Source organism: Mesorhizobium sp. WSM3864, from assembly GCF_002294955.1.
In the GTDB taxonomy this organism is placed as follows: Bacteria; Pseudomonadota; Alphaproteobacteria; order Rhizobiales; family Rhizobiaceae; genus Mesorhizobium.
This window is the reverse complement of the sequence record NZ_NSGD01000019.1, coordinates 56,989-77,417: the sequence shown is the minus strand read 5'-3', so window position 1 is coordinate 77,417 and position 20,429 is coordinate 56,989. Positions and strand designations below refer to the sequence as shown.

Genomic DNA, 20,429 nt, shown 5'->3' with positions numbered 1-20,429 from the left:
TCACCTACACGGCCACCGACGCCAACGGCAACACCGTGACCGGTACCGTCAAGATCGACGTCGTCGACGACGTGCCGACGGCGGTCTCTCCGGACTATGCAGTGTTGGCGAATGGACCAGGCAATCCGGTCACATTCGCGCTGGACGCAGACCACCTCGTGTCGAACAACTACGGCGCGGACGGCGCCGGTACGGTGCGGTTCGCAGCCTCCCTTGATGGCACGGACAGTGGCCTGACGTCAGGCGGCGTGCACATTATCTACGATGTATCGCCAGACGGCCACACCCTTACCGGCACGGCCAATGGTGCGACCGTGCTCACGGTCACCCTCAACCCATCGAACGCTACCTATTCCGTGGATATGGACGGAACGGTCGACAGCCTGTCGCAAGTCACCTTTACCAACGGATCATACGCGTTCTATGGCGGAAACAGCCCCTGGGCTGGGTTCGTGCCCGCAGGGCAGCAAAACAATCCGGTCACCGATGACTCGAAGGACGTGCTTTTTACGCCCCTTGGCGCTGGCACGACGATCAACGGGAACGCGAATTCCTTTGGCGTCGGCGGCGGCTTTGCTGGACAAAATATCGGTTCGGGCGAAGGCATCCGGGTCGACTTCGTTCAGGATTTGACCGGTTCCGCGATGACCGCCGGCGCTCAGATTTTTGACAACCACTATGTCGCCAACGGTTCCAACTTCACCTTCGGGGACGGAACCGTAAACTCGGTCCTCAAAATTACCGCCTTCGACGACAACGCCGCGACCGGCACCGACAACAGCAATGTCGTTGGCGACGGTCACTACGATTCGGTATCGTCGATCGCCATCACGTATAACGGGCAAACGCAAGTCGTTAACTTCGCCGACACTGCGGCACATACGTATACAATCGGCGACAGGACTTACACGGTCCAATTCGTCGATGTCGATCCCACCAGTGCAATTCACTATGGAGCCCAGATAACGGGCGTGCTTGATGCGAGTGTTTCGATCGCGACATTCACCGCCGATGGTTACAACAGCCTGGAACTCTCAAACATTTCACCGCTCAAAGGTAATGGCCAACCCGACACCGGAACTGACTTCGCCATTACCGGGTTTGGCGCGGCCGTGCAGTCCAGTGATCCTGTCAGCCTCAGCCTTCCAGTCCAGGTGGTGGACGGAGACGGTGATACGGCTGCAAGTTCGATCGGCCTCACACTGACCGGAACCGCAACCCAGAATCATTCGGCCGATCTTGTGGGCGATTCCCACACCTACACGTCGACATCCCTTCTGCCCAACATCATCGGGTCCAACTTCGATGACACCCTGAATGGCGACGGCTCCGCGAACGTGCTGTACGGCGGAGCCGGCAACGACACGGTCAACGGGAACGGCGGCAACGATACGCTCGTCGGCGGGGCCGGCAACGACACGCTCAATGGCGGCGCCGGCAACGATCTGCTGATCGGCGGCCTGGGCCAGGACACGCTGACCGGCGGCACCGGTGCCGATACGTTCAAGCTCGATCATCTCGAATTGAACATCAAGGACCTGATCACCGACTATAACGGCGCGGAAGGTGACAAGATCGACCTGACCGCACTCTTCGAAACAGCGCCAGCCGGCAACATCAGCGACTATGTGCATTACACCAACGGTATGCTGAGCGTCGACGCCAACGGCACGACCGGAGGCGCCAACTTCGTGGACGTAGCGCAGCTCACGAACGCGCCGGCGGCCGGAACGATCAACATCCTCTATGATGACTCGAACCATCAACAGCACACGGCCACGATTTAGTGCTTATGCGCGGCCGTGCCGCTATGCTATGCGTTAGCGAACCGTGAATTCGCAATTTGGAGAGGGGCTTACATGAAACATTCCGTAAGACTGCTGGCTTCGGCCGTGGCGGTGCTGCTCGCCGGATCGACCGGCTTTGCCGCAGATATCATCGGCGAGCCGGCGGTGAATTATTGCCGCACCGTCGGCACCTCGGACCTGGTGCTGACCGACAACATGGTCGAGCTCAAGGACCATGTGGTGAAGCTGATGGACGAATCGGTTGCCGTCGCCAACAGCCCGGAATGGATTAACTCGTCGCGCCCCGCCTTCGTCTGGGCCTCGGAAGCCAAGGTCGCCTGCGGCAAGGCCTATGGCTATCTCAAGACCAACTACAAGGACGAGGACTACCTCAACAAGTGCGAATGCTTCCACGACCGCATGGTCGAGTACATGCACTGAGCTGACGGGCGCGCCGACCAGCTGCGATGATGGCCAAGAGAGCCTGCGCCGAGGCCGACGCTTGCGTGCGACCGGCGTGGGTCGCCACGCATGCAGGCCTAGCGCGGCTTTTCCGACGCGGGTTTTCGCGAGCGTTGGAGCGGTTCATCGTTTCCGGGAAACGCCGAACTGCGCCGACCATTTGTTTTTGCGCAATTGCGGACGGAAAGCCGCTGCTCGGTTTTCCTGGAGTTGCTGCGGCGCTCGCCTTTGCCGTGGTCGCGGCGATCTCCGGCTGCCAGTCGAAGAACGGCGCATCGGAGGTGCTGGATCCCGCGGCGATCGCCTCTCCGGCAAGCCAGGCCGGTGCCAACACCGCCGCGCCCGCGCAGCTGACCGCCAGTTCCGCAGCGACCGCTCCCAAGGCCAATCTGACGCTCGGCACGGGCTCGACCAAGATCGCCATGCTTTTGCCGCTCTCGGCCCCCGGCAGCGCGGGCGAGAACGGCAGGAAGATGTATGATGCCGCGCGGCTGGCAATGGCCGATCTCGGCGACAAGCTGGTGACGCTGACCATCGAGGACACGCGCGGCGACAGCGGCTATGCCAAGGACCTGGCGGTCAAGGCGATCACTTCGGGCGGCGTGAAAATCGTCATCGGGCCGGCCGAGCTTGCGGCGGCGCAGCACCTGGCCAAGCTCTCCGGCACACAGCGGCCGCCGGTGCTGGCGCTGGCCGACAATTTCGCCGGCGGCCCAGGCGTCTATTCGGTGCGGCTGAGCGAAGCCGACAGCGCAGCGGCGGGCGCGGCAGCGGTCGCGAGTAAGGGCGCCAAGAAATTCGTGCTCTTGGTGCCGGCGGGCGCGAACGCCGGCGCCGTCGAGGCGCGGGTCGCCAACGCGCTCAGCATCTATGGCGCGACGCTTGCCGTGACGCTTCCCTATTCGGCGTCGGACGCCGCCAAGGTGGTGTCGGACATGGGCTCGCTGGTCGAGGCGCCCGACGCCGTCGTAGTCGCCAGCGGCGACGGCAGCCCTGTCGCCATGCTGGCGGCGCTTAAGGCGAAGAGTATACCGGGCAAGGCCGTGAGCCTGATCGGCACCGAGCGCTGGCTCGAGCGCCCGATCGATCCGCTCTATGAGGGCGCCTTTATCGCTACGCTCGACCAGAGCGAGACCGGGCCGATCGCCGACCGTTTCAAGGCGACCTACAACTATCAGCCCGACGTCAACGTCGCTTACGCCTATGACATGGTGGCGCTGTCGGCCGGCATAGCAAGCTCGGTCGGCCCGAACGGTTTCTCCAAGCAGGTGATCGAGAACGCCAGCGGCTTCCGCGGCTCGACCGGCCTGTTCCGCTTCCGCGCCGACGGCTCGAGCCAAAGATCGATGCCGTTTTTCAAGGTGGAAAAGGGTAGACTGAAGCTGGTGGAAAAGTCGACGTCGGGGTTTTGAAGGGACTCAGATCAGTTGCTGCAATGCCCCGGAACTCGTCGCCGCCATTAGGATGGCGTATATCTGGAACGCTATCGCACAGATCGCAGCGGCAGAGATTGGTACCCCAAATGGCACTACACCTTTGCGATCCAGGTGCTGGATGTAAACTCTGAATGCACCCTCAGGCAGCAGGAAGGGGTACTTCATGACAGCGGCGGTAGCGAGCGCAAACAGCAGAAGCATGATCGAGAACGCCGCGAGGCCGCTGCCGCCGATCACAAACGGCATAACTGCCATCAGCTTCACATCGCCCGCGCCGAGCTTGCGTAGAGCCCAGAGCGGAAAGAGAACGACAAACAGCAGCAATCCGGCAATTGCACTTAACCCCATGTCCCACCACGACCCGGCCTGAACGGACATCAGCTGCAAGGAACCGACACCAAGGCAAAAGAGCAGGAGAACGTCGCGGTTCGATATTTTCTGCGTTTTGAAGTCGGTCCAGGCTATCCTGGCAAGCAACGGGATCGCGAGTGCCTTGAACAGGAGCGATACGGCGAGCAGAGGGCTCATGATCGCTCTATGTTGCGCACGCTGGACGACAGTAGCTTCAGATTGTTGGCCACGGTCGGATCGTTTGGCGCAAGCTCATAGGCCTTGAGGAAATTGGTGCGCGCCTGCTGCAGCTTACCGCGCAGCAGATAGGAATAGCCTAGATTGTTATAGTATTCTGGCGTCGCGCCGAGCAGACGGTAAGCCCGGCTGTAGGCCATATCAGAAAGATCAAAACGACGAATGCGGTCGCAGGACGCAGCAAGGCCAAGCCAGGCCACACCATCATTAGGCGCCAAACGTGTGGCCTTGTAGAATAGGGCCCCGGCGTTGCCGTAGTTTTCGGAACGGAACTGGGTCTTGGCTTCGGTGACCGCCTGATCCGAAGCGTAGTAATCTACATCGCTGATCGTCTTCAGACCGTCGAAGGCATCGCCAAAGGCGGTGTAATCGCCTTTGGCCGGCTCGTTGGTGCGAACCACGCCGTCGGCGATGTCTTTTGTCTGGCAACCTGCAAGGAGAATAAGCAGCAGGCTGGTCGCGACTGCGAGGCGCTTTGTCATTGTGTGTCCCACGAGTCCCCGACTCTGTCTGAGAACCTAATCATATGACGGCTTAGAAGAAAATGCCTTTCATGCGGATAATGACGGGTAACATGACGACCATCATCACCACCGGAAATATGCAGAGACCAAGGGGGATCATCATCTTAACCGGCAGAGTGTTGGCCCGCTCTTCCGCGCGCAGAATTCGCTGGGTACGCATTTCGTCGCTGTAAACACGTAAAGCCTCGGTGAGACTCGTGCCGAGTTCTTCCGACTGACGGAACAGCACCGCCAGGGCCTTTGCTTCGTCCAGCCCAATGCGTTCCGCAAGATCGCGAAGCGCCTCCCGCAAGGGTTTGCCGGCGCGCAATTGCAGATTCATGATCGAGAGCTGGATGCCAAGCCACTTGTGGGTGCCGGCCAACTCGCTGCCGACACGTTCGACCGCAGCCTCCAGACTCATGCCGGCGTCGGCGCAAGTGATCATCATATCCATGAAATCGGGAAAGCCGCGGCGGTAAATCTGCTTTTGCGCATTTTCAAAGCGATCGAGCATGATGCTGGGAATGACGATGCATCCCAGTCCGATCAGAGCCGCCCCGGCAAAGGCCAGCACACTGGGCAGTTGAGGCGGCAGCAGACTGAAAAGCAATGCGTAGCTGGCGAGAAAGCCGACACAGACCGCACCTAGGCGAGAAATGGTGTATATGATGGGAGCACTCGGTTGGTGGAAACCGGCGCGGAAGAGTTTTGCTTCCAGCGCGTTGGGCTCACCGCGCTCCTTCTCAAGCGCTTTGAAATAGGCGTCAACCGGTCGCTGAGCGGAGATTTTGTTGATTTCCTGCTGTGCTGTCAGCGAACGGCGACTTGCTATCCCCTCTGACAAAAGGCTGTTGGCGATGCGCCTTCTCGTCTGAAGGACAGGCGCGATTATCAGAGCGACCAGCAAGAAGAGCGCGCCCGCTGCCAGGAATACAGCGACCGACAGCAACACCGGCGAATTTCCAAGATCGTTCAACAAGCCGATATTCCAGTCCTAGAAATCGAAATTGACCATTCGGTACATGATGTAGTCGCCCAGGAGAGCCCAGGATCCGAAGATCACGAAGACCGGCATAATGAGCGGACTGTCCCAAACGTCGCCATAGTAGGTCGGGGCAATTCCAAAGAGGATGAGAAACATCAGTACCGGAAAGAGCGAGATGATCCACGCGGACATCCTGCCCTCGGCCGACAAAGCCTTGATCTTCAGCCGAAGCTTGCGCCGCTCGCGCAGCACCGAGGCCAGATTGGACAAGATTTCAGTGAGATTGCCGCCGGTTTTCGCCTGAATGGAAAGTGACACCGACAAAAGGTGCAATCCCTCGAAACCGACACGCTCCGACAGCTTGCGAACGGCCTGCTCAAGACTCAGACCAAAGGTGATCTCGTCAGACACAATTCCGAACTCGGTACCGAGCGGATCGGGCATTTCGCGCGCCACCAACCCGATCGCCACCGTCGTCGGATGACCTGCGCGGAGCGAGCGAACGATCATGTCGAGCGCATCGGGAAGCTGCTCGGCGAATTTGTTGATTCGCTTGCTTCGGGCTCTCTGGAGAACGAGGAAAGGCAGAGCAATCGCTACAAACAAGAAGATGAGACCACTGACCGTGAGCGAGGAGCCCAAAAGAAGCATCGCGATCGAAGCGAGCACGACGCCGGCCAGCACGAAGACGACAGCAAAACTGATCGGATTTCCGGTTATGCCGGACTGGGTGTAAAGGCGATTGAGGGCCACGGCGCCGAAGGCAAAGTCGCCCGATGCCGTCAGACCACGTTCCTGGAGGAGTCCTTGCAGGCTCCGTTCTGCCGGGGCGTCCTGCCCGATCAGTTGAAGGCGACGGTTTATGACGCCTGCTCGCGCGCGCGTGCCGGCGATGGAAAGATACATGACCTCCGCAGCCAGAATGACAGAGGCCGCGGCTAGTACGTAAACCAGGTAAAGCAGGGTCTGGCCGGAAAACATCAGAGCGGCACCTGCGGATTGAAAGCGTCCTTGGCGAAATGATGTCCCAAGGTCGCGACTTCAGTCGCAAAACGCGGTCGAACACCCGTTGCGCGGAAGTCGCCGACTATGCTGCCATCGGCCGCAATATCGCGGCGGACGAAATGGTAGATTTCCTGGAGCTGCACGACGTTGCCTTCCATGCCGGTCAGTTCCGAAATCGAGACAACGCGCCGCCCGCCATCCGAGAGACGCTGCGTCTGCACGATGATGTCGATGGCCGACGAAATCTGGGCGCGAATCGAGTCATTGGTCATCGGCATGCCTGCCATGCCGACCATCTGCTCGAGACGCGAGATGGCGTCTCGCGGTGTGTTGGCGTGAATGGTCGTCATCGAGCCCTCGTGACCAGTGTTCATGGCCTGCAGCATGTCGAAGGCCTCCTCGCCGCGAACTTCGCCGACGATGATGCGGTCAGGCCGCATGCGCAGCGCATTCTTGACCAGCTCGCGCTGGCGAACCTCGCCCTTGCCCTCGACATTGGGAGGGCGGGTCTCGAGCCGGCCGACATGCGGCTGCTGCAGTTGCAGTTCCGCCGCGTCCTCGATGGTGACTAGGCGCTCCTTGGCTGGGATATAGCTCGACAGCGCGTTGAGCAGCGTGGTCTTGCCGCTGCCGGTGCCGCCAGAAACCAGGATCGACTTGCGCGCCTGCACCGCGATCCGCAGCAAATCGACCATGGGTTGGCGGATCGAGTTGAATGCCATCAAGCGTTCGAGCGAATAGGGATTTTTGGAGAATTTTCGGATCGACACCAGCGGGCCGTCCACTGAGATCGGCCGCACAGCGATGTTGACACGCGAGCCGTCGTCCAGGCGAGCATCGACCATCGGCGCCGATTCATCAACCCGCCTGCCGATATTCGAGACAATTTTGTTGATAACCCGCAGCAAATGAGCCTCGTCTCGGAAGCGGATCGCCGTCTCTTCCAACACCCCACGACGCTCGATGAATACATGCTTGTGCGTGTTGATGAGAATGTCGGCGATCGAATCATCCTTGAGGAGCGGTTCGATCGGGCCAAGCCCCAGCATCTCGTCCGCCGTGTCGCTGGTGAGTTGGTCGAGTTCACGCGCGTTCAGCGGCACATTCCGGCCACGCACGAATTCGCGCACAATCGGACGTATTTCATCAAGAATCTCGTCCTTCGATGCGTTCTCGAGAGCCGCCAGATTGAAGCGATCGATCAGGTGACGATGCAGGTCGACTTTCAGAGCCAGGAAATCGTCGTCGTTCGACGCCATCTCCGAGGGGGCGGAAGGAGCCGGCATTGCTGCAGGCACCGGTACCCGCGGAGCAGGTTGTGAAGGCGGTTGTTCAGCCGCGGTTTTGATGAATCGACCTAACATTTTTTATCAACCGATTTGACTGACGGGAACGCGTCCAACCGAACGGCCCAGACCGGGTTTGCTTGTTTACAGGACAACCAGACGAACATTTCTTTGCCTAACTCCGCCAAAGTCTCGAGCGCACGAGAAGAATGGTGCCGCTCAAATGAGTTGACAAACCAGCCACCCGGCCCACTACCCAAGCTGACATCGCGGCGATCGCAACGCCGGCGATAACATCAATCAAGTAGTGGCTCCCCTGGGGCGGTGTCGCCAGAATTAGCAGCGCGTTCACGACTATGGCCGGCAGCATCGCGAATCGAATGCCGCGCATAGAGAAAACAAAAATGGCGGCCAGGGCCGAATGAAATGAAGGAAACGTCACAAGTCCTTCCGGCCGATCGATCAAAAAACTTCTGAGTTCGCGCAGCGCATGGAGTTGATCGAGGTGCCTGGTCGAGGCACCAGGACCAAAAGCTGTCAGTATGTTTGGCGACGGGTGGAAAAAATCGAACGCTCCAGCAGCAGGCACATATGTCATAACAAGGCACGTCAGGATCCCGGACAATCCAAAGTATCCCACGAATTCCAGGAGCCGGTCCATCCGCCCTTTGAAAGCAAGGATCGCCGGAAGCACCAACATCTGAATCTGGAGGCTGCCGTATGCCATGGAAATGACCGAGGGAATTGGGGGGTGCTTGTTCAGCCATTGGGTATAAGCGACCCAATCAAACCCCAATGCAGCATCTGCCGACGCAAGATAAGAGTCCATCAAGGGACGATCGGTCGCGGTTGCCAGGTAAGAGTACAGAAGCAGCATTGCTGAAAACAGGACAATGGCCGCCAAAGCCAGCGCAAGCGCCTGGAGCCGGCCAGCTATTTCGCGGAGCGTGTTGCCGACCTTTAATTCGATGCGTCTTGTCTGATAGCGCAGCGCGCCAAGAACGACCCAAAAGAAAACGAGAGACGCCGTCGTGGTCAATCCATCGAACCACAAGCCTGGTCCAACTTTAACTGTGGAATTCTGGAGCCAGATAGCGTTTGCAAGCGAAAGACCTACGAACAAGGCAAGATTGAATACAATCAAGCTAATATAGCTGCTCGCGCAGCTCGCGCCTTTGTTCTGAATCTGCGAAAGTCCAGCGATCCGAAAGCGCAGTACAGTGACAGGATGGCCGAACGAAGCCCTCCCAACCTGCCTTGCGCCTTTGACCTCACTGAGCTCCGCCGAACCCCACACCGCGTGTCAGCCTTCGCTAAATTGCCCTATTGCGGAAACTACCTGTTAACCACAGGACGGGCAAGCGCCGGCAAGGGCGCGGTTCAGATTTACTTGCGACATAGTTAAGAAGTGGAGACCTGAGAAATCGCTTTATTTTCACTTGTCCGGATTCTCGGACCAAAGTCCTAACACCTTTGTCGCCACGTAGTTAGCCAGATTGGATAAGCCATTCGACATAGTGGATTATGTCATATCTCTAATATGCATTCACACCGCTCCCAACGAGGCAGAATTGTGAACGAATGGTTAAGATCGCTTGAAAAGCGAGGCGAATCAAGCTGTTGTGAAAATTGAAGGAGCTTCAGATCTAGTATTGAACGGTTAAGGGACTGTTAATCTGTTTGACTCTGCTTTTTTGCCGGACCTAGGATTGAATTCGACGGGGGATGCTTTTGGTATGGGGTTTCATCCTTAGGCTCGTCTCGTCGGGTTCAACCTCCAGAGTAAGGAGACATTCGCATGAATAAGCTGATGACGTTGACCCGGCAGTTCCGCGACGATGAAAACGGCGCTGCTATGGTCGAATATACCATTCTGCTCGGCATCATCACGGTGGCCGTGATCGCTTCGATCATCGTCGTCGGAACCTGGGTTTCCGGCAAGTGGACAACGCTGACAACGAATCTGGCCGGGCATTGATTGAGAGCCTTTAATCATCGTGGACGCCCGGGCTATCCCTGGCGTCCATGACGCTTAAGATAATTCAGCGGGGGCTGACAATGCGCGCAAACACCGTAATTATGGTCATTCTCGCTGGCGTCTTTGGCGTGCTGGCGGTTGTGCTTGCAAATATGTGGCTCGCCAACCAGCGCAGCGCGATGGCCAAGCCCGGCGACCTACCGCGCGACACGATCGTAGTGGCCGCGGTGCCGCTCAAATTCGGCGACTCACTAAGCGGCGACAAATTGCGTGAGATCCCATGGCCCGCGGGAGCGGTTCCGGCCGGGGCCTTCAAGACAAGCAAGGATCTCCTGGCTGGCGAAGGCACCAAGCAAGCCCTTCAGGCGATCGGCGTCAATGAGCCGGTGCTGGCCACCAAGATCACGGGCCCTGGCCAACGCGCTACACTTTCAGCTGTGCTGACCGAGGGCATGAAGGCCGTGTCCATCCGCGTGAACGACGTGCTCGGCGTCGCGGGCTTTGTCTTCCCCGGCGACCGTGTCGACGTCCTTTTGACCCGCACCGTGCGCAGCAGCGACGGCCCGGACAAGAGCTTCGTCGACGTGCTGCTGCAGAGCGTCAAAGTGCTTGCCGTTGATCAGGTCGCCGACGAAAGCAAAGACAGCCCGACGGTCGTGAAGGCAGTAACGGTTGAAGTCAGCACCAAGGACGCACAGAAGCTGACCCTTGCCGCCGGCGCCGGGCAGCTATCGCTGGCGCTTCGCCAAGCCGCGGCCAGCAGAGGCGAAACGACCGAGCGCGTGACGCTTTCGGATTTGACTGGCGACACGCCGGAAGATGTTGCCAAGAGGCAGGCGGAACTTGAGAGGCAGAAGGCCGCCGAGGCCGCAGCGGCGGAAGAGCGCAAGCGGGCTGATGACAAGCTCAATGGGCTGGCCCAGGCGGTGGAACGAGTGGGCGACCAGATCGATCAGTTGAGCAAGGTAAAGCCTACTGTGGCGCCCACACCACAACCGCAAGAAGTTATAAAGGAAGTGGTCAAATATGTGAAGCCGGAGCCGCCTGCCCGGGCTACAATCGGCGTGTTTCGCGGCGTGAAGCTCGAAACATATGACGTGCCGCGACAGAGATAGCGAAAGGCGCATTCGGATAGGGGGGATCCGGGTGGGTCAGCGAGGGGGACGATTTAGATGCGATTTTTTCGGGGATCACTGGCCGCCGCCGCTCTGGCGTGGTCCTGTATTGTGTTGCCGTTGAGCCCCGCGGTTCACGCCGCCGACCGCTTCATCGATGTATCGAGCCCCTCGCTCCACCGCGTCTTCATCCCGGTCTCGCAATCCGCGACCATCCAGGTAAACGCCACACTGGGCGACATCGTCGTTGGCGACGAAAAGATCGCCGACGCGCAGCCGATGACCGACAAGACGCTCTACATCATCGGCAAGAGCCTCGGCACCACCACCGTCAATCTGTTTTCCGAGGACAAGCGCTCGCTGGGTGCCATCCAGATCGAGGTCGGCCAAGATGTCAGCGATATGGCGGCAGCTATCCGCCAGGTGGCGCCGAAGGCGCGGATCGAGATCGGCTCGATCAACGGCAAGGTTCGGCTGAGCGGCCATGTCAAGGACGCCGCGACCTTGGCGCAAATCGTCGAAGTCACACAGCAATATGGACCCGACTCGATCATCAACGCAGTCACTATCGACGACAGCGAGCAGGTCAATCTTTCGGTGCGCATCCTTGAAGCCAAGCGCAATGCCGGCCGCGATCTCGGTGTCTCTTTTAAGAGCACAAATAGGAGTGGCACGACCCGCACCGGAACCGGAATAGGCGCCATATCGAAAGACGACGACGGCAATTCTGTGGTGCTTGGCGATGGAGAGCTGCTTAGTGGCCTACTGTCGACCGCCAGTCCCTTCGGAGCGCTGATTACCCGAATCATCGATAGCAACGTCAAAGTCGATCTGATTATCGAAGCGCTCGAATCGAAGGGGGTCGTGCGACTGCTAGCCGAACCGAACCTCACCACGGTTTCTGGCGAAACCGCTAGCTTCAACGCCGGCGGCGAGGTGCCGATCCGCAGCGTCAACAGCCAGGGCGAGATCGAGATCGTATTCAAACAGTTCGGCGTCAATCTCAACTTCACGCCGGTTGTGCTCGATGACGGCAAGATCCATATCAAGCTGGCGCCGGAAGTCAGCGACCTCACAGGCTTCACGCCCGCCGGCGATCCGATCTTCACCAACCGCAAGCTGGCGACCGTAGTCAATCTGCGCGACGGCCAGAGCTTCGCGGTCGGCGGTCTGCTCTCCAGCAAGAACACGAGGCTTCAAGACCAGGTGCCGTGGCTCGGTCAGGTGCCGATCATCGGCGCACTGTTCAAGAATTCGAGCACGCAGAAGGAAGAGACGGAGCTTGTCGTCATCGTCACGCCGCACCTGGTGCGGCCGGTGAAGCCCGGCGAGCAATTGGCGACGCCGTTCGACAAGACGAAGCCGTCCAATGATCCGGAACTGTTCCTGCTCGGCCAACTCGAAGTTAGCAAAGACATGATCCGGAAATATGAGTTGGGCGACGGCGTCACCGGCCCCTATGGCCACATGCTGGATGTGAAATCGAAGGACAAGCTGGTCTATGTCAAGAAATAAGCTCCTGCTCGTCCTGCTCAGCTCCAGCCTGCTTGCCGGCTGCGCGGCAGACTATTTGAACAATTACGACACGATGACTTTGGCGTCCGGCGATTCGCAGAAAGCCAATCAGCTGCTGCAAACGGTCGACCCCTACAACCCGGCTTCGAACAACACCAAGATTGAAAGCGACGGCGCACGGTCCGTCGGCGTCGTGCAGAAGTACAAGCTTCCGCCAGCGCCGACGCCGACGACGAACATGACGGTCAATGTCGGCCCGGCGGGGACGCAGTGAAATGAACGAAAGGAAGCGGTTGTATCAGGCATGCGAGGAGCCTGACACCAAGGGGTAAAGGGTAGGGTCATGTTGGGGACCATACGCAGATTTTGGCGCGATCAGCGAGGCATAGCGCTGCTGCTCGTTACCATTATGTTGCCGGCGATCATCGGCTTCTCGCTCCTGGCGATTGACATGAGCCGGGTCAACAACATGCACAACGACCTGCAGAAGGCGGGAGACGCAATGGCCCTCGCCTCGGCTGCGGAATTGGATGGCCGCACCGACTCGATTGTCCGCGCTGATCGGGCGCTAGCGACCCTGGTGAGCAACCAATATACCTTCTCGACAGCTAACGTTCCGCAAACATTGCTCGCTGCCGGGGTGACAAGAACCTACCTACGTTCACTTCCGGCATCCGACAATTCCGCTATCGCAGCAGCCAATATCATCACCGACGAAGTGACGGATGCCCCGAACGCTCGGTTCGTCCGCGTGACCGTGACGCCCGTTGGCTTCGCAGCCATATTCCCGGCGTCGTTCTTGACCGGCAACACCGCGAACAACAGCTTCAATGTCGGCGCGGTCTCTGTCGCAGGGTTTACCTCCGGTGTCTGCAACTACACGCCCGTCTTCATCTGCAATCCCTATGAGATGATCAACGGCACCAATTCCGCTGGCGGCGCTACACTCGAGCAGGCCGTGGCCGATACTTCTATCCGCCGGCGCCTGATCGAACTTCGTACAGTCGGAAACAATGCCGCATACGGCCCCGGCAATTTCGGCTTCTTGGCGCCGCCGGACGGCGTCGGCAACGGAGCGCAGGCGCTTGCGCAGACAATCGCAACGTCGAGGCCGATCGGCTGTTATTCGTCCCAGGGCGTGAGCACCAAAACCGGCCAGAACACCGGCCCGATTCAGGATGCATTTAACGTACGTTTCGGCATCAATCCCAGCGGCAATGCCTTCAACAGTGCGGAGTACGGCCCCGCCTCGAATGTGCGGAAGGGAGCGTCAACCGGTGGGAATGGGAACGGCAACAGCAATCAGTGCCCCAGCTACAATCAGCTGACATTCAACGCTACCGGGAATATGGGCCTGCCGCGCGATGGCACCACTCCATACATGGGCGGCCGGATGGGCGACGGAAACTGGAACCTGTCCACCTATTGGAGCACCAACTTCGGTGGAACCAGCTATCCATCGTCTTGGAACACGACCACGCCGACCCGGTATCAGGTCTACAAATACGAGATTGCGAACAATCTGGTCGGAACCGCCTCCGCGGGTGGAGAAGTAGGAACACCGCCGAGTTCCTGCCAGCCGCCGGTGACAACCGTTGATCGTCGTCTGCTCTACGGCGCGATTCTCAACTGCAACGCGCTGGAAGCCGCGGGGAACGATCTGAACGGCAACAGCACCAATCTTCCCGTCGAAGCGTTCGCAAGCTTTTTCCTGACCGAGCCCGTGCCGGGTGCCAATGCAGGTGGCTCCGTTTTCGTCGAACTCGTCGACATAACGGGTCGCAGCGGACAGGGGACGCTCGATAGTTTCCTGCGCGACGAAGCTCAGCTTTATCGGTGACGAAAATGCTTGGCCTTATCCTTCGTCATCTTGCAAGATTTCGGCGCGACCAACGCGGTGCAGTGTTGATCGAGATGACCCTTGTCGCACCGTTGATGCTTACGCTCTCAGCTGGAGTGTTCGAGTTCGGCAACCTCATCCACGACAAGCTTCTGATGGAGGCCGGACTTTCCGACGGAGCCCGTTTTGGTGCGCGATGCAACAGCCAGATTTATACGGATGCCGGGCTAGCGGCAATAAACTGCGCGGATATCGCGACTAATATCGCGGTATTCGGCAATGTAGCTGGAACCGGCACCGCACGCGTCCCCGGCTGGCAGAAGGCCAATGTCACAGTGACGATTGGGACCAGTTGCCACGATGCCGTGGTTGCCGGCGTCACGCAATATCGATCGACGACCGCGCAAGTCTGCGTCGTCCAGGCAGACGGAACCTACCCCTACACCGGCGTCGGCATGCTGTCTTTCATTGGCATTGGCCCGATCACCCTGAGCGGCTCACATCAAGAACGGTTGATGCGGTTTTGACCATGATCAGGCGTTTCGCAAAATCCGAGGAGGGTGCGGCCATGGTCGAGATGACCATCGTCGCCACTTTGCTCTTTGCGTTGACGCTCGGCTTCGTTGACTTCGGCTACGCCTTCTATCAGTGGAATGCAGCGACCAAAGCGGTCCAGGTCGGGGCGCGGCTTGCCTCAATATCGGATGCCGTCGCGACCAATCTTGCCACCGCCGCACCAACGGCCAATCCCGGCGCCCCGGTCGTCGCCGGCGCTTACGGTCCGTTCGTTTGCAGTTACACCGGTGCCACGGGGGCCTGCACCAACAATGGTGGCTTCAACGCCGCCGCATTCAGCCGGGTTTTCCGCGGCGATACGGCCAATACCAACGACGATGCCTGTCCAGCCCTGACCGGCACCCAAAGACCCGGGATGTGCCACTTCTTCTCGGGCCTGGTGCGCAGCAACGTCGTCGTCACCTACACGGCGACCGGTCTTGGCTACCAGACCCGCCTCGGTGGTCCCGTGCCAACGATCACGGTCAGCCTGCAAAACCGAACCTTCCAGTTCTTCTTCCTCGAGGGACTGATGGGATTCGGCAACATCAACATGCCTTCCATGCTGAGTACAGTAACGGGTGAAGATTTAAAGAGTACATGGCCATGAACGCCATCGACACCAGAGTGCTGCCGACGAAACGCAAGCAGGTCGCGCTGTTTTCGTCCGATGCGAATTTCAGGCACGACGTGACCACGCGGCTCGACGCGCTGGCGATCTACGACGTCAAGGTTTCGGAGGCGGTCGAGTTCCTCAAGGGGCCGCCGGTCGATGCGCGGCCGGGCATCATCATCCTCGATCTCGGCGATGGCGAGCTGCTCGGCAACAATGCGCTGGTCGAGGCGCGCTCGGCCTGGGCTTCGGTGCCGCTGATCGCGGTGTCGGGCGAGCTGACGTCGGAGCAGACGCGGGTGCTGGTGCGCATGAATGCGTCGGACTGGCTGCACAAGCCGCTCGACCCCAAGGAGCTGCTCAACGCAGTCACCTTCCACGACACCGGCAACCAGGGCACCAAAAGCCGGATCGTCACCTTCATTGCCGCCAGCGGCGGCGCCGGCGCGACCACGCTGGCGATCTCGGCGGCGGAGCATCTCGCCTCGAAATCGGCCGAGCGGGCGGCCTCGACCTGCCTTGTCGACCTCGACTTCCAGAGCGCCAATTGCGGCGCCTATCTCAACCAGTTCAACCAGTTCGACCTTGCCGGCATCATCGGCCAGCCGGAGCGGCTCGATGTCGAACTGATGGACGTCATCAAGCTGTCGCGGCCGTCCGGCCTCACGCTCTATTCCTTCGAGCGGCCGCAATTGCCGTTCGAACCGCGCGGCGCCGATTTCGTCTTCCGGCTGCTCGACCTCGTCGCCTACCGCTTCGACGACATCCTCATCGACCTGCCCAACATCGAGACGCCGTGGCACGAGTCGGTGCTGCGCACCAGCGATGAGATCTTCATCGTCTTCGAGCTCAACGTCGCCTCGCTCAGGCAGGGCAAGCGGCTCTACAAGAAGATCCGCGAATTGCGCGGCAACGGCGTCTCGATCACGCTGGTCGCCAACAAGCACAAGCGCAAATGGTTCGGCAACCACTTCTCGCGCAGCGAGCTGGAGAAGATCTTCAAGGCGCCGCACATCAAATCGCTGGTGCTCGACAACGCGCTGCTCGCCGATGCGCTGAACCGCGCCATACTGCCCTCCGAGGTGGACGGGCGGGCCCGATTCAACAAGGACCTGAAGCGCATGTTCAAGGAGCGGCTGGACAATGCCCAGCGCTAGAGCGACTCCAGGAGATCCGCGCAGCGGTTTTCCATCAGGATTTGCGAGAAAGCAAATGCGGCGGATAGCGACAGGCTTCGCCGGTGCCTGCCTGATCGGCATCGCCCTGGCGGCGCCTTGCGATCTCGCGGAAGCCGGGTCGGGGCTGCCGCCGCTTCCCGCCATGGGCCCCAGCCTGCGCAAGACGGTCGCCTTCCAGACCGGCGAGCAGCCGGGAACCATTATCATCCGCAAAAGCGAGAAGGCGCTCTATCTGGTGACGAACAAGAGCCGGGCGCTGCGCTACCAGATCAGCGTCGGCCGCGACGGCTTCGGCTGGACCGGAACCGTCAAGGTCGCAGCCAAGACCGAATGGCCGGAATGGCGCCCGCCCAAAGAAATGCGCGTCCGCCAACCGGAGCTGCCGGCGATGGTGCCCGCCGGCCCCTACAATCCGCTCGGCGCCAGGGCGCTCTATCTGTCGCGCGACGGGCGCGACACACTCTATCGCATCCATGGCACCAACGATCCCAAAGGTGTCGGCTTCGACGGCACGTCCGGATGTTTTCGGCTGACGAACACGGATGTGATAGATCTTTTCAAGCGCGTCGCGGTGGGCGCAAAGGTGGTGGTTGAATGACGATGATCAGCGAGCCGGACATTCCGGCAATCGAACTCAGCGAACAGGAAAAGGCGCCGGGCAAGGCGAGCCGGGCGAGAACCATCGGCGCCGTGGCGGCCGGCGCGGTCCTTGTGACCGCCATCAACGTCACCGCCGCCATCTATCTCTATCGCGGCGTCAACGACCTTCGGGCATTGGAGGCGCGGCTGGACCAGCTCGGTCAGTTCGAGCAGCGGATCGGCGCGCGCATCGATACCGTCAACAACGGCTTCCAGAGCCGGTTCGAGACGCTGGACCGGCAGCTGCAGGCGAGTTTCGGCCAGATAAACGGCAATCTTGCCCGGCTTGAGCAGGGCCAGCCCGTCGCCGCCGGTGCCGAAACGCCGCGGGCGCCAGAGCCCAGTTTCGCCAACACGACTGTGGCGGAGGCCTCGGCAGGTGAAAACCCGTCCGTCGGCGCGCCGGCATTCAAGGACAAGGCCGCGCCGCCCGCCAATCCGTCCTATCAGCGCATCCAGCAGGCCGACGGCAAAGTCTATTACAAGAAGATCAACTGATGCGGCATCGAGCGATAGCGGAAAGCATTCCGATCAGCACGGTTTAAAGGTCACGTTGCAGCGCCAGGATGCGGACGGCGCGAGCTTCGGCGCGCAGCCTCGCCTCGCGCAGGAAGGCGACATGGCAATAGGCGCAGGCCACAAGGCCAAGGCACAGCACCATGCAGTTTTTCAAGCTGAAATCGATCGCCAGCGAGAATTGAAGGCCGCGCGGCGCCGTGAAGGTGGCGATCGTGCTCGCCGTTTCCGAATGGCTGCCGGCCGCTATCATCAGACCGGCGAACATTAGCGCGGCATGGTTGGCGAGGAAGAAGCCGGCGGACCTCTTGGCCTGGCAAGCCATCCAGCAGACGCCTGACGCAACTATGATGGCGGCGGCATCGATGGCCATCGAGCCGCCGAGATAGAAGTCGACCTGCTGCCAGAACATCGTCGAGAAGGGGCGAAGCTCGAGCCAGATGCGCCACATGGTCGGGCTGGCCGAATAGGTTCCGAGCAGGAACGTCGCCGTCCGTTCCGCCGCCAGCAGGAACAGCATGAGTGCCGGGAAGGCAAAGAGCAGTGTCGGCTTGCGCGTCATGTCATCCCCCTCGACATTCGATGCTCGATTGTAGGCCGCATTGGTTGCTCGAGACTTAACGCGAAGCCTTGCTTTTCAAGCGATGTCATCGGCGCCTAATGTATGATCCGGTGAAACGACGAGGCGCGCTTTGGGCGAGGCGAAATCGACCGGCCGGCTTGCCACGACGCTCGGCAGCCTCGGGCTGGTCGCCGGTGCGCTGCTGGTTGCCGCGTCGAGGCACTGGTTGCCGCCCGACCTCCCCTCCCCGCCACCCCAGGTCGCGAGCGAGGCCCGATCTGCCTCGCGCATCGCCGTCCATGACACGCGGCCAGGCCAGCCGGCGCGCAGGATAGCCGAGCACCTCATCGCGCCGCCGCCGCTCGACGTAGCGCGGATCGAGCGCATCGAGCCCCGCCCTCCGCTCGGCGAGATCGGCCTCGCCGTGCCGCCGAAGACGCCGATGCCGCAGGACTGGCATGAGACGCTGCTTTATCGCCCGGTCGCCACCTCGTCGGCGATCTTCGAGGCCATGGGGCGCAGGGTGATCGTCAGCGGGACCATCGAGGTCGATCCCGCCAAAACCTGCGCATTCGGCGACGCCATCTGGCCCTGCGGGCAGCGCGCCCGCGCCGCTTTCAATGCCTGGCTGCGCGGCCGGGCGCTGAAATGCGTCTTGCCGCCCGATGCCGACCGTTTTGCCATCGCCGCGCCGTGCATGCTCGGCAAACAGGATGTCGGCGCCTGGCTGGTTGCCAATGGCTGGGCGATGGCGTCCCCCTCGGGCATCTACGGCAAAGCCGAATCCGTCGCCAGGGCTGCCGAGATGGGTATCTTCGGCCCGCCGCAATAGGGCATACCCGGAAAGGCACGCAACGGCCCTGCCTGCGGCATTGCGTAAAAACGGAATGGCTAAAGCAGCTCGGCGATCCTACCAAACGCTGACCCGTTTCAGCGACTAATCAGATCGAAGCGAGAACCGGGCCGCAGCCGCCGGCGCCATCCAGGGAGAAAGACACTGATTTCCTTCAAATTGTAGGCCACGCTGAAACGGAAATCGTAACACACCGCCTTTATGCCAATGCGTCCAACAGGAGATTGGCCAGTGAGTATGAAAACCGAGACCGCGCCGGCAGAGGCCTGGAAGCATGTCGTCTGGCTGACCCTGCTGGGCACCGCCGGCTGCGTCGGCCTGTCGCTCGGCCTCAACTATCTGCTGCTGCTCAGCGACGCGTTGACGCCGTTCGGCCGCAGCGTCATCACGGCCGCCCTTCTGCCCATTATCATCGGTCTGCCGCTTTTTGCCTTACTCGGCTGGAGAGAGGTCGAGATCCGCCGTTACCGGCAGGAGCTCACCAGATCCGGCACCTACGACCATCTGACCGGCTGCCTCAACGGGGCCGTGTTCACGTCGATGGTCGACAGGCGAGCCGCCAGACCGGCCGGGCCGCGCTCCGGCGCTTTTCTCGTCATCCATCCGGAGCATCTTTCGGCGATCAATTTGCGCTTCGGCCTCGAATGGGGCGACGAAGCCTTGCGGCTGATCGCCACCGCCATCAGGTCCTCGGTGCGCAAGGAGGATCTGATCGGCCGCATCGGAACGGCGATGTTCGGTGTTTTCCTCGCGGGCGCGACCGAGGAGGACGCCAAAGAGGTCGGCAAGCGCGTCCGGGAAGCGGTCGGGCAGATCTATTTCGCGCCGAAAGGCGACAAGGACGTGCTCGCCATCCGCGTCGGCGGCGTCGTCTTCGAACATGAATTGGCTTTCGAAGACATGTTCCGCTCGGCCGAGGAAGGATTGTCCGAGTTGCAGGACGAGACCGGCTTTCACCTGTCCCATTTCAACAACTGAGCGGCGCGACCAGCGGCCAACCCCGCCGACAA

At 60.4% G+C, this 20,429-nt stretch carries 22 protein-coding genes; 15 read left to right on the top strand and 7 right to left on the bottom strand.

What is annotated here, in order from left to right; genetic code table 11:
• From CK215_RS26050 to CK215_RS26040, 3 genes are all read left to right on the top strand, one after another.
• A partial coding sequence (locus tag CK215_RS26050; RefSeq protein WP_141245533.1) for a type I secretion C-terminal target domain-containing protein occupies positions 1 to 1,787 on the top strand: 1,787 nt, incomplete at its 5' end.
• A 72-nt stretch (positions 1,788 to 1,859) separates the two neighbouring features.
• On the top strand, positions 1,860 to 2,228 hold the full coding sequence (locus CK215_RS26045) for a hypothetical protein (protein ID WP_066989339.1): 369 nt from the start codon (positions 1,860 to 1,862) through the stop codon (positions 2,226 to 2,228).
• A 254-nt stretch (positions 2,229 to 2,482) separates the two neighbouring features.
• Complete coding sequence (locus CK215_RS26040; RefSeq protein ID WP_245418811.1) at positions 2,483 to 3,661, top strand: ABC transporter substrate-binding protein; 1,179 nt, start codon at positions 2,483 to 2,485, stop codon at positions 3,659 to 3,661.
• Between the two features lie 6 nt (positions 3,662 to 3,667).
• On the opposite strand, the gene CK215_RS26035 is transcribed toward CK215_RS26040, so the two are convergent.
• The 6 genes from CK215_RS26035 to CK215_RS26010 all read right to left on the bottom strand — a co-directional run bounded on the left by CK215_RS26035 (position 3,668) and on the right by CK215_RS26010 (position 9,199).
• On the bottom strand, positions 3,668 to 4,213 hold the full coding sequence (locus CK215_RS26035; RefSeq protein WP_095832599.1) for a prepilin peptidase: 546 nt from the start codon (positions 4,211 to 4,213) through the stop codon (positions 3,668 to 3,670).
• Entirely contained in the window at positions 4,210 to 4,755 is a 546-nt protein-coding gene (locus CK215_RS26030) for a tetratricopeptide repeat protein (protein ID WP_095832598.1), read from the bottom strand. Before CK215_RS26030 ends, CK215_RS26035 begins: the two co-directional genes overlap by 4 nt.
• A 52-nt stretch (positions 4,756 to 4,807) precedes the next feature.
• A complete protein-coding gene (locus tag CK215_RS26025) occupies positions 4,808 to 5,758 on the bottom strand; it encodes a type II secretion system F family protein (protein ID WP_095832597.1) in 951 nt (316 codons plus the stop codon).
• A gap of 15 nt (positions 5,759 to 5,773) precedes the next feature.
• Positions 5,774 to 6,745, bottom strand: coding sequence for a type II secretion system F family protein (locus CK215_RS26020; protein WP_095832596.1), 972 nt, complete (start codon positions 6,743 to 6,745; stop codon positions 5,774 to 5,776).
• Positions 6,745 to 8,133 (bottom strand): CpaF family protein, encoded by a 1,389-nt coding sequence (locus tag CK215_RS26015; RefSeq protein ID WP_095832595.1) that lies wholly within the window; start codon positions 8,131 to 8,133, stop codon positions 6,745 to 6,747. The genes CK215_RS26020 and CK215_RS26015 overlap by 1 nt, the downstream gene beginning before the upstream one ends.
• Positions 8,134 to 8,230: 97 nt before the next feature.
• On the bottom strand, positions 8,231 to 9,199 hold the full coding sequence (locus tag CK215_RS26010) for a phosphatase PAP2 family protein (RefSeq protein WP_141245532.1): 969 nt from the start codon (positions 9,197 to 9,199) through the stop codon (positions 8,231 to 8,233).
• Positions 9,200 to 9,853: 654 nt separating this feature from the next.
• Between CK215_RS26010 and CK215_RS26005 the strand changes: the two genes are divergently transcribed.
• The 10 genes from CK215_RS26005 to CK215_RS25960 all read left to right on the top strand — a co-directional run bounded on the left by CK215_RS26005 (position 9,854) and on the right by CK215_RS25960 (position 17,986).
• Entirely contained in the window at positions 9,854 to 10,033 is a 180-nt protein-coding gene (locus tag CK215_RS26005) for a Flp family type IVb pilin (protein ID WP_095832593.1), read from the top strand.
• Positions 10,034 to 10,113: 80 nt separating this feature from the next.
• Positions 10,114 to 11,148 carry a Flp pilus assembly protein CpaB gene (gene cpaB / locus CK215_RS26000; protein ID WP_095832592.1) on the top strand — a complete coding sequence of 345 codons (1,035 nt, stop codon included), beginning with the start codon at positions 10,114 to 10,116 and terminating at the stop codon, positions 11,146 to 11,148.
• Positions 11,149 to 11,259: 111 nt separating this feature from the next.
• Positions 11,260 to 12,663 (top strand): type II and III secretion system protein family protein, encoded by a 1,404-nt coding sequence (locus CK215_RS25995; protein WP_245418812.1) that lies wholly within the window; start codon positions 11,260 to 11,262, stop codon positions 12,661 to 12,663.
• Positions 12,650 to 12,937 (top strand): hypothetical protein, encoded by a 288-nt coding sequence (locus tag CK215_RS25990; protein ID WP_095832590.1) that lies wholly within the window; start codon positions 12,650 to 12,652, stop codon positions 12,935 to 12,937. The genes CK215_RS25995 and CK215_RS25990 overlap by 14 nt, the downstream gene beginning before the upstream one ends.
• 69 nt (positions 12,938 to 13,006) lie before the next feature.
• Complete coding sequence (locus CK215_RS25985; protein WP_095832589.1) at positions 13,007 to 14,503, top strand: TadE/TadG family type IV pilus assembly protein; 1,497 nt, start codon at positions 13,007 to 13,009, stop codon at positions 14,501 to 14,503.
• A gap of 5 nt (positions 14,504 to 14,508) precedes the next feature.
• Entirely contained in the window at positions 14,509 to 15,030 is a 522-nt protein-coding gene (locus CK215_RS25980; RefSeq protein ID WP_095832588.1) for a TadE/TadG family type IV pilus assembly protein, read from the top strand.
• 41 nt (positions 15,031 to 15,071) lie between these two features.
• Positions 15,072 to 15,668, top strand: a complete 597-nt coding sequence (locus tag CK215_RS25975) for a TadE/TadG family type IV pilus assembly protein (protein WP_245418810.1) — start codon at positions 15,072 to 15,074, stop codon at positions 15,666 to 15,668.
• The gene (locus CK215_RS25970; protein WP_095832602.1) at positions 15,665 to 16,828 is read left to right on the top strand and encodes an AAA family ATPase; all 1,164 of its coding nucleotides are present in this window, start codon (positions 15,665 to 15,667) and stop codon (positions 16,826 to 16,828) included. The genes CK215_RS25975 and CK215_RS25970 overlap by 4 nt, the downstream gene beginning before the upstream one ends.
• A 55-nt stretch (positions 16,829 to 16,883) precedes the next feature.
• On the top strand, positions 16,884 to 17,447 hold the full coding sequence (locus CK215_RS25965) for a L,D-transpeptidase (RefSeq protein WP_095826893.1): 564 nt from the start codon (positions 16,884 to 16,886) through the stop codon (positions 17,445 to 17,447).
• The gene (locus CK215_RS25960; RefSeq protein WP_095832586.1) at positions 17,444 to 17,986 is read left to right on the top strand and encodes a hypothetical protein; all 543 of its coding nucleotides are present in this window, start codon (positions 17,444 to 17,446) and stop codon (positions 17,984 to 17,986) included. Before CK215_RS25965 ends, CK215_RS25960 begins: the two co-directional genes overlap by 4 nt.
• A gap of 43 nt (positions 17,987 to 18,029) precedes the next feature.
• Here the strand turns inward: CK215_RS25960 and CK215_RS25955 are convergent, their stop codons facing one another.
• Positions 18,030 to 18,566, bottom strand: a complete 537-nt coding sequence (locus tag CK215_RS25955; RefSeq protein WP_095832585.1) for a hypothetical protein — start codon at positions 18,564 to 18,566, stop codon at positions 18,030 to 18,032.
• 130 nt (positions 18,567 to 18,696) lie between these two features.
• Here CK215_RS25955 and CK215_RS25950 point away from each other — a divergent pair, with 130 nt between their 5' ends.
• Positions 18,697 to 19,398: a thermonuclease family protein gene (locus CK215_RS25950; protein WP_095832584.1), complete on the top strand. Its 702-nt coding sequence runs from the start codon at positions 18,697 to 18,699 to the stop codon at positions 19,396 to 19,398.
• A gap of 258 nt (positions 19,399 to 19,656) precedes the next feature.
• Positions 19,657 to 20,397, top strand: coding sequence for a GGDEF domain-containing protein (locus tag CK215_RS25945; RefSeq protein ID WP_095832583.1), 741 nt, complete (start codon positions 19,657 to 19,659; stop codon positions 20,395 to 20,397).
• Positions 20,398 to 20,429 lie beyond the last annotated feature (32 nt).